We start from the raw sequence: 13997 nt of genomic DNA, 5'->3' as shown, positions 1-13997 counted from the left end.
TTTATTATGCCCTAAACATTCATTTTACGAATTGATTTAAAGTAAAGAAACAAGATGACCAAAGAACCAGACATTGCCGTAACACCAAATAATACAAAAATCACCTGAATGTTAATAACCTTTGAAAAGGCACTGATAAACAATGACTCAAGTGCCATCAAAAGAGCCGTAATTAGATTGCAAAAAGACATCAACGTAACTCGGAGTCGTTTTACCACTGTATCCTGCAGTTCAGCGTTTAGTGTCGTATCCCACACTTCAAAAAGTGAACTAAAAATTACAAATGCAATTAAAGCAACGATGAAATTCGAAATCCCTAAGAGCAGTGACATCAATAAGCCAATTGCCATGCTTAAAGAAATCACCCTCATTCGGCCATATTTAGCAACTACTTTAAAGACGTTTGCCGAAAAAAACAGCTCCAATGATATCAACAATCGCTAGGATCATCGCAATGTTACCGGTGCTAAATCTTGTAATGTGGGATAGATACAACGACCCGTATTGATACATAATCGAAGCCGTAGCCTGTGAAATCGCCACTACTAGGATTAACTTCTGGTAATTTTTATTACTGACCAAGAAAGTCCTCAATTGCTTTAAGACACTTGGAGCATCGGGCTCATTAACCACCGGTCGAGGTTTGATCACTAATACCGTCATGATTGAAAGAACGTGGGCCATAATTGAGGCGGTAAAGACCAGTGGCCACGAAATGTCTGCCAAATACCCACCAACCATATTACTGAAAGCAACCGTACAAATCATGATGGCGTTGTAACGTCCCCAAAATTTCTGGTAGTGTTGTTTTTCATCTGCCTCATAAATGATGGCCTCATCGGTTCCCGAAATTAGCGAAAGTCCAATTCCAAACAAAACGAACCCACCAAATACTAGCAAGTGGTTACGTGCGACAAAAAAAGTTGCCACGTATAATACACACATTATCTGACCCAAAATCAAAGTGGTTTTGTAGCCAATTTTGTCAGCAATGATTCCGGATGGTAGTTCACAAATAACCTGAGTTGCGTTAATCACAAGTTGTAATAATGCAATTTGGCCAACTGACCATCCCATATGTTTCAAATAAAGCATCCAAATTACTAATTCAAAGGTTAAGTTAGAAAAGAATGCGTACGTATACATTTTCCTGATATTTTTCATAATTTCCCTCATTTCAGTTTAACGATTACTAATGAAGTTGAGGAAATTCAATGATTGATTCAGGATGAATGTTTCACCCAAATAATCGAATGAAATTATGATTCAACTTCATTTCACAACTATTTGGGAAACAGTCTGTCTTTGAATAAATACCGTTACATGACGTGCTGAAAACTTACTGCCAATTTCTTGAAATTCGCTTTCCATCGTTGACACCTCCGACATAATTAATGATTATTCAAAAGTATATACTTTTAGTCCCTAAAAACAAGGCTCCTAACAAAAAGGGAATCGGCACCTCTGCCGATTCCCCACTGGGTTAAATTCTAAAATACTAACAAAACAGCAACTAGTATCAAAATTGATACCAATCCCAGCATTGTCAAAATGACTTTTTCAAGCAATGCCATTATCAAATGACCCTTCCTAGCACTCTACTTTTTCTACTGCCAATAAACATGCTACCGTACATGAGTCATTCCGTCAAAAAACGCCAAAACTAATTATCAGCTTTGGTGTCTTTTCGAGTAATTTTAGTTATCTTTTACGAGGTACTTAACTTCCCCGTCGTCATCAAGGTAGCCATACAAACGCTTCGTGTGCGCATCATCAAAGTATCCCATGTCTGCCATTCGTTTTCCATTCACTTCGTCACAACCATGATCCACTCGCTTAAAAAAGGAATACAAAAAAGCAATTCGTGATTTAAACTGCGTCGCCTTTTGATAAGCAGATGTCAGGGTGTAACCGTCATCTAGATATTCTTTCATTAACTTAATCAGTACAAAATTTGAAAAATTGAAAACTCGTGACGCTAATTTTTCAACTCGGGTACTTCTCACGTATCCCTTTTTCTCCCAGTATCGGAGTTGTCTTGGTGATACCCCCGTCATCTTACTAACTTCACCAATTCGAAAAATAAAGTCCTGCATGTTAAAGGAATTGATGATCTTGTCATTAGCTTCATGCATTTGTCGCCTCGCCTCCACTACTTATTGTATTCAGTGACCTTGATTTGATTACCATCAACACTCATCTTAGTAATACTGCCATTTTCGGGACGTTTTGTCATATCATACTGTCCGTCAGAAAAACGTTCTACTAAACTAAGCAGGGTATTTCCGTGACTAATCAAGAGGACGTTGTCGCCGTCTTGAACCTTAGCATCGTGAGTAATCATATCTAACCCCTTATCAAGTCGTTTCCAGTAATCAGCTGCATTTTCAGCCATATGGAAAGGATCAGCCTCTTTCATATAGTCCTTAGCCGTATTGATATCATATTTATTTACAATGTCTTTAAAAGTTGGTACTCCATGAGGTGCTCCGGCCTCGTACCACGCTTCATCCATGTTTAATCCTTCAAAATAACCATAAAATTGTTCACGAAAATTGGGAGATACGACAGGCTCATTAATATCTGAAACTAAATTATCGTTTAGAATAATCTTGGCGGTATCTTCAGCACGAGTAGTATCACTGCAGTAAGCTTGAACAAATTTGATGTTAGATAAACGTTTAGCGGTCTTTTTGGCACCAGTAATTCCCTTGTCGGTTAGTGGTGAATTACTCCAGCCTTGTAATTTGTTAAAAATATTGAAATAAGTTTGTCCGTGTCGGACAACGTATAGGGTAAATTTTGCCATTGTATCTCCTCCATTCACACTCTAAGTATATCACTTGTGGGCTTTAACTTTTCTCTAAGATTCTCCCTCAATCCTACCCAAATTTAATAAATCTGATAAGATAGGGGTTGGACTTAAAAAGGGGACTTTATACCTTGAAAACGATCAAGAAAATTCTGTCTAAATGCAATACTAGAATCGGGTTTTTCGTCTTACTAGTAGTGCTTTTTTGGGCTAAAACAATTTACGCATATTTCACTGACTTTAATTTGGGTGTCGACAGTATCTTTCAACTGTTTTTGCTCCTAATTAATCCAATCGCAACCACCGTTATTATGTTAGGTTTGGCGCTTTATCTAAAACCAGCTAAACTTTTTTATCCAGCAATCCTGTTTCTGGATTTTCTAAACACGGTTCTTTTATACTTAAACGTAATTTACTTTCGTGAATTCACCGACTTTATGACGGTGTCGACCATGACCGGTTATTCCAAGGTCAACCAGGGGCTAAGCGGAAGCTCATTAGCACTAACTTCGCCCCACGACGTTTTTTACTGGATCGACATCGTGATCGTCATCCTCTTACTTTTGTTTAAAGTGATTAAGATTGACAAACGGCCACTACAGGCCCGAGTTGGTTTTGCGGTTTTCTCACTTGGAGCCCTTATGTTAGTTGGTAACATTACTTTGGCCGACATGGATCGGCCCCAATTATTGACCAGAACCTTTGACCGCACTTACATCGTTAAATACCTGGGTTTGGATTCTTTTACCGTCTATGACGGAATAAAGTCCCAACAAACCAACAACATGCGAGCCAATGCCAATAAGTCTGACTTAACGGGGATTCTTAAATTCAAAAAAGAACACTACGCCGCTCCTAACAAGAAAATGTATGGGATTGCCAAGGGTAAAAATGTCATTATCATTCATCTAGAAAGCTTCCAACAGTTCGTGATTGATAAAAAGATCAATGGCCAGGAAGTCACTCCATTTTTAAACAAGTTGTATCACAGTAAGTCAACTTATTCCTTTGATAACTTCTTCCATCAGGTTGGCCAAGGTAAAACGTCCGATGCAGAAAACATGCTCGAGACTAGTACTTATGGTCTCCCACAGGGATCCTTATTTGCTCAACTTGGCAGTGACAACACCTTCCAGGGTGCTCCTGCCATCCTTGGTCAAAAGGGATACACGTCCGCCGTCTTTCACGGAAACGTTGCTAGCTTCTGGAACCGAAACAACACTTACAAAAACCTAGGATATGACTACTTCTTTGACGCCAGTTACTACGATACCTCGGGTGATAAGTCAACCGGATACGGACTGAAGGATAAGCTCTTATTTAAAGATTCAACCAACTATCTTCAGCACCTCCAGCAACCGTTCTATGCTAAATACATCACCGTTACCAATCACTTCCCGTATCAACTAGACGCTGAGGATCAGAAGGATTCTGATTTCAAGGCCCCTGATACTAATGATGAAGCCGTTAACAACTACTTTGTAACGGCCCACTATCTCGACCAATCAGTTCAGGAACTCTATGAGTACCTTGACAAAGCCGGTTTACTAAAGAACTCCGTGATTGTCCTATACGGGGATCACTATGGCTTATCGAACTCTGAAAACACCAGCTTAGCACCGCTACTTGGAAAAGACCCTAACGACTGGAATGACTTTGATAACGCCCAATTGCAACGAGTTCCATTCATGATTAACATGCAAGGAATCAAGAATGGTCACGTGGATCATACCTATGGTGGTGAAATTGATGTACTTCCAACCTTGATGCACCTTCTTGGAATCAGTTCCAAGAAGTACATCCAATTTGGGACGGACCTCTTCTCCAAGCATCATGATCAGGTCGTTGCTTTTAGAAATCGGGACTGGGTTTCTCCTGAGTACACTTCGGTTAATGGGACGGTCTATGATAACAAGACCCAAAAAGTAATCCATCCGGATAAAAAGTTGAAACAGAAGTTAGAAAAGACGCAGGATAAAGTCAATCTAGAACTCTCGTTATCCGATACGCTGAATGAACAAAACCTACTTCGTTTTTATCATCCTAAGGGATTTAAACCAGTTAACCCGCAGAAGTACAATTATGCTAACGGATTGGACCATGAAGAAAACATTGAAAAGAAGCTTGGAAAAGCCTCAACCAGTCTCTACTCAGAACGACATGATAAGAGTACGAACAGTTTATACCATACCGATGCTCCTGAGCTTTACCATAGTTCAACTAACTCTAATCGAATTCAGATTACCAACCCTGATTCAAACAAAGAATAACTATAAAGAATCCACATCAGTTGATGTGGGTTCTTTTGTTGGGGATCACACGCTTCTCAGCTGTGCTATAATACGGGTAACTCTAGGGATGGAAGGTTACAAATTATGACTAAGTATACAGTTACAAAAAGAGCCAAGCAGTATAAACAGCCCCGTGGTGGTTTCATTCCCGTCTCATCCCTTCACATCAAGCAGTTTACGCCAGACGAATTTCTACCGATTGCTAGTGAAAACATCACGCCCAGCTTTATGGGACTGGTCGTCGACTATCTAACACGGTTTGAAGTCACCGGAGACGTCGTGGCAGCATTCAGTATTCCTGAAATTGGTGCCCATAACGTTGACCTACTAGCGGCCGAAAAGACTGGGCACCATTACGATGGTAATATGGACCGTTTTAAACAATTAACCAGTGAAATCAATTCCGGACTTGATGATGACAGCATTCAGTGCGCCATTCAACTCGTTAATTATGACATTGCCTACCGGATGGGACCTAGTTACTACGTTCCTCGTCCCAAGTACCAAGCGAATGAGGTTACCATTGAGCACATTAAACAAATGGTTAACCGGGGCGTTCAGTTCTTGAAGCAAGCATCAGAAGATGGTCCCATTACAATTGACTTTGATTTTCCCGGTGCGTACACCGACACCGTCGTAAACGGCGATGGTGACTACCTGACCAAGGATGGGCTGTGGGATTTCAAGGTATCAAAGGCTAAACCAACCAATAAATTCACCCTCCAGATCCTGATGTACTACATCATGGGGCTCCATTCAGCAAATAAGTCTTATTTTGAAATGGTTAAGCAGTTAGGCTTGTTTTATCCACGCCAAAATTGCCTGTATTGGATTAACGTAGCCGACATCAAAACCAAGACGCTAGAAACGGTGGCAGAGGATGTCATTGGATACTAAAATACCACTATCATTGAGGTAGTGGTATTTTTGTCATATTTTAGTTTGCGGTTGTCTGAATAATTCGGAGGTCTCCCTTTAACTGATACGTTTTGGCTTGAACTGGCAAGACATACGTACTTACCTTTTCAAGCGAATATGATTTGTCATCGACAATTAGTGTACCTGTTCCATCAATAACAACGTTCACTGAATAAGTCTGCATGTCTTTAATCTCGGCTTGACCGTGAACCACAATTTGATAAACGTTAAAGTACTTTGATTTCAATAGACGCGTCCGGGCTGGATTATTTGAATCGACAACCAGTTGGGTTTGCTCGGGGTCTGGTAGAACGTTCGGAGTATTGGTTACTTTAATGGCATCTTCTACCTGGAGTGGTCGTTTCTTACCCGTCTTTTGATCCACCCGGTCGAAATCATAAAACCGGAGCGTGTTGTCAGAATTTTGTTCCACCTCAAGAGCGACAATGCCTGCTCCCAAAGAATGAAGCGTCCCAGCTGGTACATAAACCATCTCACCTGGTTGAACCGTTTTCGTTTCTAAAATCTGGTCTAACTGGTGGTCTTTAATGGCCTGCCGAATTTCATCCTTACTTTTGGCGGAATGACCGTAATATACCTTTGAATCTGGTTTGGTGTCTAAAATGTACCAGCACTCAGTTTTTCCATTCTTTTCATTAAAGTACTTTTGCGCGTTCTCATCACTTGGATGAACCTGGATTGACAAGTTTTCCTTGGCATCCAAAATTTTAACCAATAGTGGAAAGGAGGCGTTAGCCGGATGCCCACCAAATAGTGCTGGATATTTCTTCCAAACTTCTTTTAAAGTCTTTTCATCGTAGGGTCCGTTATAAACCACTGACAAGTCATCACCATAAGTCGAAGCAATCCACGCCTCTCCAACGTGATTACTATTTAACTGATAGTGATACCGCTTTAGTTCGGTTCCACCCCACATCTTATTCTGTAAAACGGGCTTTAAAAATAAGGGAAATACTTCATTTGTCATGAACATCATCCTCCAGTTAAGAAATTTCAACTAGTTTCATGATAGCATCATGTTAATGGTTTCACAACATTTATCCTTTCTTGAACCTACTTGCGGTGAAGCGAAGTACTGTGAACGGGTCCTCTGCGGTCGGGATAAATTTCTTTCATTAAGACGTTAATGGCGGTGGGAGCCTCACCAAATCCGGTTGCGATCAAATCTTGTTTGCCGGGATAAGTGATCTGATCCCCAATCGCAAAGACCCCTGGCACACTGGTCTCAAAAGATTGATCAACCTCAAGTAAGCGATGATCAAGGGCTGGTTGGATCTGCCATTCCTTTAACTGGTGATTATTCGAAATAAACCCGTAGTTCACCACGAGATCATCCACCATCATTTCCATCTCGTCATCTTCAGTCTTAACTTTTTTACTGGTAACCCTTAAACGATTATCAACCTCATCCAGTCGTTTGATTAAGTATGGGGTGACCACCTCAACTGATGATTCCTTGAGACGATCAACCATATACTCAAGACCACGAAATTCGTCCCGCCGGTGCAATAAAAATACCTTACTTGCAACCCGTTCAAGCATTAAAGCCATGTCAACGGCGGAATCGCCACCACCAGCGACCATGACGTCTCGCCCCTTGAACTGGTTTAAATCATTGATACTGTAAAAAAGACGTTTCCCAGTGAGCTCTTCGGCATTTTCAGCCCGTAGTTCACGTGGCTTAAAGGCACCGTTTCCGGTCGCAATGATGACGGCTTTACTCTTAGTAGTTCCCCTACTGGTTTCAATCTCAAAATAGTCATCTTTTTTAATCACATCGACTACCTTACTCTCGACCTTTTGGTCAACATCAACGGTGTCAAGTTGCTTTTGCAGTCGTGCAATCAGCTCGTCACCCGTGACGCCCGCAAAACCAGCAACGTCCAAAATGGTCTTTTCAGGATAAAGCGCTTTGACCTGGCCCCCAAGTTCAGGAAGGCTCTCAATGATCTGCGTTTTAGCATCCCGCAGGCCAGCGTAAAACCCCGCAAACATCCCAACGGGACCGCCGCCAATAATTGTTATATCGTACATATTTTCCATTTTTATCACTCTTTATCTAATTTTATCTTTAACCAAAGTTTACCATGCAAAGACAAAATAAAAAAACCAATTTCATATCTATCGCAATTTCCTACATATTAAAGTATTATAAAGTTGTACTGTAACTGAAGTTATATAGGAGGACTTTATATGAGTACCAAAAAAATGATTTTGGACCTTGATACTGGAATCGATGACTCAATGGCACTAACCTACGCGGTTGGCAATTCTGAGATTGATTTAATCGGGGTTATTGCTTCGTTTGGCAACATCGAAGCCGAACGGGCAGCCGTTAATACCCTTAAAATTTTAGATTTACTTGGTGCTTCAGACGTTCCGGTCTTTATTGGTGAAACTCATCCATTAAGCGAAGATTATGTCAGAATGCAAGTCAGCGCTGACATTCACGGTGAAAATGGGATTGGTGACGTTGACCTTCCCGAACCAAGCGGTGCGGTCCAAAGTAAAAACGGGGTCGATTTCATGATTGAATCCGCTAAAAAGTACGGCAATGATCTAACGATTGTGCCAACTGGTCCTCTTACTAACTTAGCCCAAGCAATCAAACAAGCTCCAAAAGCTATGGAGAAGGTTGGCAATGTGACTTTAATGGGTGGTGCTTTAACAGTTCCGGGTAATGTCACCCCCGTCGCCGAGGCCAACATCAACCAAGATGCCATTTCAGCAAACGAAGTTTTTACCAGTAACCTTCACATCAACATGGTCGGCCTTGACGTTACGTTACGAACCCTTTTGACCAAGCAAGAAACCCAAAAGTGGCGCGATTCTGGGACAATGGCTGGAAAGAAAATGGCTGACATCGTGGATTTCTACATCAACATCTATGCTGATATGTATCCTGAACTTGGCGGCTGTTCACTTCATGACCCACTCGCCGTTGGTGTAGCGGTCGACCCCAGTTTCGTAAAATTCATTGATATGAATATGATCGTTACCACCAAACCCGACGCATACTATGCTAGAACGATTGGTGACAAGAATCGATTAGATGATCCTAACACCAACGTTAAGGTGGCTGTAGCGGTAGACTCCAAACGTTACCTAAAAGAATTTATGAAAAATATGAATAATGCGTTTGAGACCATGTAAAGAACCAAATAAAAATGAGCTAAACATAATTGTTTAGCTCATTTTTTATTAGTTGTGTTTATATTTATTGATCTGCTTTAAAACACTTCTTTAAAAAGACTGCCACACCATCATCATCATTCGATTTAGTCACATCCGTCGCAATTTTCTTGATTGGTTCCTGCGCATTTGCCATCGCAACTCCAACCTTGGCCTTCTTAATCATTCCGGCATCGTTTTCAGCATCACCAAATGCCATTAGATTAGAAAAATCATCACCATAGTGACTAAGCAATGCTCCTAATCCATAGGCTTTATCAACATTGGGTGCCAAGAATTCTAGGATTTGGGGTTGTGAACGAACAATGTGATACTGCTTTTTCACATCTTCGGGCATGTTACTAACAGCTTTATCAAGAACGTCTGGTTCGGCTGCGATAACTGCCTTAGAGTAGCTTTCGTCTGGCATCTCAGAAAACTTAGTTGGTACAAACTGCATGTCAGCATTCAACATTTGTTGATAAATCGATGGTTTTAAATCGGAGATTGGATAGACCTGGGTAAAATCAAGAATATCTAACGGGAGGCCGTTTCTTTGAGCGTATTCGTAAAGTAATTTGAACGCATCTCGATTCATCCCACGCTTAAATAATTCATACTTATCGGCATTTCGAACCACGAGCCCACCATTAAAGGTGATGGTATAATCATCTGGCTCATCAAGGTCTAGTTGCTTAATGTACTTCCAAATGGCATTGATTGGTCGTCCAGTACAGAGCACCACTTTGATACCCTGTCGGTGTAACTTTTTTAACTCGTCTTCGTTTACTTTACTGATCTTCTTATCACCTGTAAGCAGTGTGTTGTCAAGATCGAGTGCGATCATTTTAATCATATTAATTCCTCATCATTTAAATTATTCATAAAAAAACGCCCATACCGGGCGTTTTCATATCTTAAGAAGTTAACTTCGACTCTAATTGTCTCAATTCTGCTTCACGAACATCTCGCGGTAAGAACCGTCTAATTTCTTCTTCGTTGTAGCCAACTTCAAGACGTTTGTCATCAAAAATGATCGGACGCTTGATTAGGTCAGGGTACTTTACTAATAGGTCAACTAACTCTGTTAAAGATAAGTCATCTAAGTTCAAGTGCAGTTTCTTAAAAACATTTGATCTTGTTGAAATAATATCCTCACTGCCATTTTCGGTTAAACGAAGAATTTGTTTTACTTCGTCAGCGTTAAGTGGGTTTGAATTGATGTTTCGTTCCTTAAATGGAATATTATGGTCTTTCAACCAAGCACGGGCTTTACGACTTGATGCGCTGCTTGGTGCAACATATAAATTCAACATGTAATAACCTCCTCATGTCTAACATTTAACATGACTTGTTTAAATTAGTACGAATGTACTTATTAAACAACTAAATTGTATCATATATTATTACTTCGTCAACGTTATTTTAAACTTAAATAAAGCCTGATTTCTAGCTTTTATTTACACTTTCCTTAATAAATATTATAATTTGTACTATATAAGAGGGAGAGGCCAAACTATGAAACTCAAAATACTATGTACGAGCGATATTCACGGTTATTTAGCGCCAACAAATTACGTTAAACCAAATGAAAACATGCCCTTTGGTTTAGAAAAGGCAGCAACCACAATTAAGCACGAACAGGAAGGCTTCGACCACACCTTAATTTTAGATAATGGTGATTTTTTAGAGGGGTCTCCTCTTGCCTACTACACGGCCGAAGTTTTAAAACTTCCGAGTGCTAAGGCGATTAATAAAGCATACGATACGATTGACTATGACTTTGGATCACTCGGTAATCACGAATTTAACTACGGACAAAGCTACTTAAAAAATACCATCAAAAACACCAAGCGCCAGTTTATCTGCGCCAACATCCTAAACGAAAAAGATGAGCCAGCCTTTGGGTCGGCCTATGCCATTAAAGACTTTGGGGATCTAAAGGTGGGAGTATTAGGTCTTACCACTCAGGCCATTAACCAGTGGGAGAATAAGGCCAACGTTAAAGGGCTTAAGTTTAAATCTGGCTTAGAAACGGCCAAAAAATACGTCCCAATTCTTCGCCAAAAAACCGACGTGGTGGTTATTTTGTATCATGGGGGCTTTGAAAGAGACAAAGTAGGCAAACTTAGTGAAAAATTCACTGGTGAAAACGAAAGTTATCAAATTTTAAAAGAAGTTCCCGGAATTGACGCTTTAGTGACGGGTCACCAGCACCGAAAGCTCGCTAACCATCTCTTTGGCGTTCCGTACGTTCAACCCGGACATCGTGGTGATTACGTAGGCAAAATTACCCTTGATATTAATGATAACGATAAAACGGTGGTCAACAGTAACGCCAAACTAATCTCAACGGCTCAAAATAAGCCATTTCAACCAACCAAAAACGTCGTTGATCCAGTCGACCAAGATGTTGAAAAATGGCTCTCAAAACCACTCTCAAAGATTAAAGGTAATCTCAAATATAAAGATCCCTTCGAAGTTCGAACCCATGGATCGGCCTTTATCAATTTTATTCAAAGGGTCCAAATGGAAACAATGGGAGTTGATATTTCGGCAACCGCGCTCTTTACCGACGAAGCCCATGGATTCGAAAATCCAATCACCATGAGAAACATCATCACCAACTACGTCTATCCAAACACGTTAGCAGTCTTAAACATTACTGGAGCGGACTTAAAAGCTGCCCTTGAAAAAACGGCTGATTATTTTGCCTTAAAGGATAATAAAATCATTGTCAACCCCGTATATACTTATCCGAAACACCGGGACTATAACTATGACATGTACGCGGGCATTGATTACACTATTGACGTCTCCCGGCCGATTGGTTCCAGAATCGTTAACTTAACCTATCACGGTCGCCCAGTTCTGGACCATCAGCCCTTGAAGATCGTCTTAAACGCATACCGCGCCGTTGGTGGCGGCCACTACCCCATGTACGATGAAAGTAAAATTATTTCCTATAACACCATTACCATGAGTAATTTGATTGCGAAGTACCTTCAAGATCATCCCATAGTCGACGCTAACAACCAGCAAAACTTCAAAGTCATTAAATAAAAAAGTTCCTCACCACGTAAATACCAATGGTGAAGAACTTTTTTTATCCAGCTTTTTTCTTTTTATTGTTTTTCGGTTTACCGCCCACGTACTGAACGGCTTGCAACTGTCGAATTGTGGTAACCTTAATTTTACCAGGATAGGTCAATTCGTTTTCAATTTGGTCCTTTACTTCATTGGTTAACTCACTACTTTGCGTATCGTTAACCTTCTTTGGATCAACCATGATTCGAATCTCACGACCGGCCTGAATGGCGTAACTATCTTTAACGCCGGGATGTTCATTCGCAATTTTTTCCAAACTCTTTAATCGATTGATGTACTCTTCGACCGATTCGCTTCTGGCTCCTGGTCGAGCTCCTGACATTCCGTCTGCCACTGCGACCAAAATAGCGTATGGGTTATCTGGTTCCACGTCGCCATGATGAGACGCAATCGAGTTTATGACAATTGGATCTTCACCATAAGCCTCAGCTAACTTCACTCCCAGTTCAACGTGTGTTCCGGAAACTTCTCTGTCAATCGCTTTACCAATGTCATGGAATAATCCAGTCCGTTTAGCCATCCGAACATCTAAACCAAGTTCAGCAGCCATCACAGCTGATAGTTCGGCAACTTCAATGGAATGCTCTAAGACATTTTGACCATACGACGTTCGAAACTTTAAGCGTCCCACCGTCTTCATTAGGTCTGGATGAACCCAGCCAAGGTGCAAGTGACTCACGGTCATCTCGCCAGTCTTTCTTAATTCATCCAGAACTTCCTGTTGGGTTTGATTGATTTCATTTTCAATTACACCATTATTAACCTGCTTAATGGCCAACAGATCGTTAATGGAATTGCGCGCAATCTCTCTTCTAACCGGATCACTGGTACTAATGATTAACGTTTCCGGGTGTTCTGGATCAAAAATTAAATCAACCCCGGTAAGGGTCTCAATTAATCGTAATCGTTGGTCATCTTTGCCAGCAATCTTGGCGCGCATTCCGGAATCCGGAATAATCACTGAGCGCTCAATGTGGTCACGAGGAACATCAACTGGCCCCTCTTGAACTGCCTCAATCATAAGATTACGGGCCTGTTTGGCAGCATTAAATGCCATTAAGTCATTATTTTCCTTAACGGTAGTATCAAAGTCACGTTTTAAATCAGCTTCAAGAGTGGCCAAAACGAGCTGTTTGGCTTGACCCTCAGTTAATTCACCCCGATCGTGGATGATTTGTTTTCTTTGCTTCTCAAGTTCTAAGACGTCATTACGAGCCTTTTTGAGGTTTTCAACTAGAAGGTGATTACTGTTCTTTTTAGTTGTTAGAGCGTCCTCTGATTTGTCCAAGCGGGCAACGGAAGTCTCCAAGCTTTTTTCTCTATGATCAATTCGCAGTTTGCGGCTCTCGTTTTCTTGAACTTGGGCATCGAGTTCAATTTCTTCTTCTTTACGATAATTTTCAGCTGCTGTTTTACTTTTATCTTCAAGTTTTCTTTTAGTATCATTAATCTTAACTTGGTTATTATCTTTAATCTTACTAGCAGCAGTCCTGGCGGCTGTCAGTCCCTTGTCGACGTGGTTTTTTCGTACGTAGTAGCCACATGCTGCTCCAAGTAAGAGTGCAATAATAATTGCAATGGAAGCTATCAATTTGACACTTCCTTTCTTTTCAATTCATTTTAATCTATTTAAATAATAACATTTAAATCTTTATTTTAAAATAAGTCACTCGTGC

13 protein-coding genes are annotated in these 13997 nt (G+C 40.7%); 4 read left to right on the top strand and 9 right to left on the bottom strand.

Annotated elements, in window-relative coordinates:
- Positions 1-11: 11 nt before the first annotated feature.
- From AC6UD0_RS04500 to AC6UD0_RS04485, 4 genes are all read right to left on the bottom strand, one after another.
- Positions 12-350: a hypothetical protein gene (locus AC6UD0_RS04500; RefSeq protein ID WP_500708255.1), complete on the bottom strand. Its 339-nt coding sequence runs from the start codon at positions 348-350 to the stop codon at positions 12-14.
- Between the two features lie 43 nt (positions 351-393).
- Positions 394-1164: an MFS transporter gene (locus AC6UD0_RS04495; RefSeq protein ID WP_500708253.1), complete on the bottom strand. Its 771-nt coding sequence runs from the start codon at positions 1162-1164 to the stop codon at positions 394-396.
- Between the two features lie 533 nt (positions 1165-1697).
- Positions 1698-2135 carry a MerR family transcriptional regulator gene (locus AC6UD0_RS04490; RefSeq protein WP_500694070.1) on the bottom strand — a complete coding sequence of 146 codons (438 nt, stop codon included), beginning with the start codon at positions 2133-2135 and terminating at the stop codon, positions 1698-1700.
- Between the two features lie 17 nt (positions 2136-2152).
- Positions 2153-2809: a histidine phosphatase family protein gene (locus tag AC6UD0_RS04485; protein ID WP_500695822.1), complete on the bottom strand. Its 657-nt coding sequence runs from the start codon at positions 2807-2809 to the stop codon at positions 2153-2155.
- A gap of 134 nt (positions 2810-2943) precedes the next feature.
- Here AC6UD0_RS04485 and AC6UD0_RS04480 point away from each other — a divergent pair, with 134 nt between their 5' ends.
- A complete protein-coding gene (locus AC6UD0_RS04480) occupies positions 2944-5082 on the top strand; it encodes an LTA synthase family protein (protein ID WP_500694072.1) in 2139 nt (712 codons plus the stop codon).
- A 105-nt stretch (positions 5083-5187) separates the two neighbouring features.
- The gene (locus AC6UD0_RS04475) at positions 5188-6000 is read left to right on the top strand and encodes a hypothetical protein (RefSeq protein WP_500696969.1); all 813 of its coding nucleotides are present in this window, start codon (positions 5188-5190) and stop codon (positions 5998-6000) included.
- A 40-nt stretch (positions 6001-6040) separates the two neighbouring features.
- Here AC6UD0_RS04475 and AC6UD0_RS04470 read toward each other — a convergent pair whose 3' ends face one another.
- Positions 6041-7009, bottom strand: coding sequence for a type I phosphomannose isomerase catalytic subunit (locus tag AC6UD0_RS04470; RefSeq protein ID WP_500708252.1), 969 nt, complete (start codon positions 7007-7009; stop codon positions 6041-6043).
- An 86-nt stretch (positions 7010-7095) separates the two neighbouring features.
- Positions 7096-8085, bottom strand: a complete 990-nt coding sequence (locus tag AC6UD0_RS04465; RefSeq protein WP_500708250.1) for an NAD(P)/FAD-dependent oxidoreductase — start codon at positions 8083-8085, stop codon at positions 7096-7098.
- Positions 8086-8235: 150 nt separating this feature from the next.
- On the opposite strand from AC6UD0_RS04465, the gene AC6UD0_RS04460 reads away from it, so the two are divergent.
- Complete coding sequence (locus AC6UD0_RS04460) at positions 8236-9195, top strand: nucleoside hydrolase (protein WP_500694076.1); 960 nt, start codon at positions 8236-8238, stop codon at positions 9193-9195.
- Between the two features lie 64 nt (positions 9196-9259).
- Here the strand turns inward: AC6UD0_RS04460 and AC6UD0_RS04455 are convergent, their stop codons facing one another.
- Positions 9260-10069, bottom strand: coding sequence for a Cof-type HAD-IIB family hydrolase (locus AC6UD0_RS04455; RefSeq protein ID WP_500708249.1), 810 nt, complete (start codon positions 10067-10069; stop codon positions 9260-9262).
- A 61-nt stretch (positions 10070-10130) separates the two neighbouring features.
- The gene (gene spx, locus AC6UD0_RS04450) at positions 10131-10529 is read right to left on the bottom strand and encodes a transcriptional regulator Spx (protein ID WP_010022968.1); all 399 of its coding nucleotides are present in this window, start codon (positions 10527-10529) and stop codon (positions 10131-10133) included.
- A 202-nt stretch (positions 10530-10731) separates the two neighbouring features.
- Here spx and AC6UD0_RS04445 point away from each other — a divergent pair, with 202 nt between their 5' ends.
- On the top strand, positions 10732-12276 hold the full coding sequence (locus AC6UD0_RS04445; RefSeq protein WP_500707420.1) for a bifunctional metallophosphatase/5'-nucleotidase: 1545 nt from the start codon (positions 10732-10734) through the stop codon (positions 12274-12276).
- Between the two features lie 43 nt (positions 12277-12319).
- Here the strand turns inward: AC6UD0_RS04445 and rny are convergent, their stop codons facing one another.
- The gene (rny, locus tag AC6UD0_RS04440; RefSeq protein WP_500707419.1) at positions 12320-13912 is read right to left on the bottom strand and encodes a ribonuclease Y; all 1593 of its coding nucleotides are present in this window, start codon (positions 13910-13912) and stop codon (positions 12320-12322) included.
- Between the last annotated feature and the right edge of the window lie 85 nt (positions 13913-13997).

The sequence above is a fragment of the Fructilactobacillus sp. X7R9C1 genome (genome assembly GCF_059901005.1).
This window is presented reverse-complemented; position numbering and strand designations above follow the sequence as displayed.

Bases quoted from the DNA above. Each gene is read 5' to 3' on its own strand.
- AC6UD0_RS04475 (WP_500696969.1), top strand. From the start codon at position 5,188: ATGACTAAGTATACAGTTACAAAAAGAGCCAAGCAGTATAAACAGCCC.
- spx (WP_010022968.1), bottom strand. From the start codon at position 10,529: ATGTTGAATTTATATGTTGCACCAAGCAGCGCATCAAGTCGTAAAGCC.
- AC6UD0_RS04490 (WP_500694070.1), bottom strand. From the start codon at position 2,135: ATGCATGAAGCTAATGACAAGATCATCAATTCCTTTAACATGCAGGAC.
- AC6UD0_RS04465 (WP_500708250.1), bottom strand. From the start codon at position 8,085: ATGGAAAATATGTACGATATAACAATTATTGGCGGCGGTCCCGTTGGG.
- AC6UD0_RS04500 (WP_500708255.1), bottom strand. From the start codon at position 350: ATGGCAATTGGCTTATTGATGTCACTGCTCTTAGGGATTTCGAATTTC.
- AC6UD0_RS04455 (WP_500708249.1), bottom strand. From the start codon at position 10,069: ATGATTAAAATGATCGCACTCGATCTTGACAACACACTGCTTACAGGT.
- AC6UD0_RS04495 (WP_500708253.1), bottom strand. From the start codon at position 1,164: ATGAAAAATATCAGGAAAATGTATACGTACGCATTCTTTTCTAACTTA.
- AC6UD0_RS04460 (WP_500694076.1), top strand. From the start codon at position 8,236: ATGAGTACCAAAAAAATGATTTTGGACCTTGATACTGGAATCGATGAC.
- AC6UD0_RS04470 (WP_500708252.1), bottom strand. From the start codon at position 7,009: ATGACAAATGAAGTATTTCCCTTATTTTTAAAGCCCGTTTTACAGAAT.
- AC6UD0_RS04485 (WP_500695822.1), bottom strand. From the start codon at position 2,809: ATGGCAAAATTTACCCTATACGTTGTCCGACACGGACAAACTTATTTC.
- AC6UD0_RS04445 (WP_500707420.1), top strand. From the start codon at position 10,732: ATGAAACTCAAAATACTATGTACGAGCGATATTCACGGTTATTTAGCG.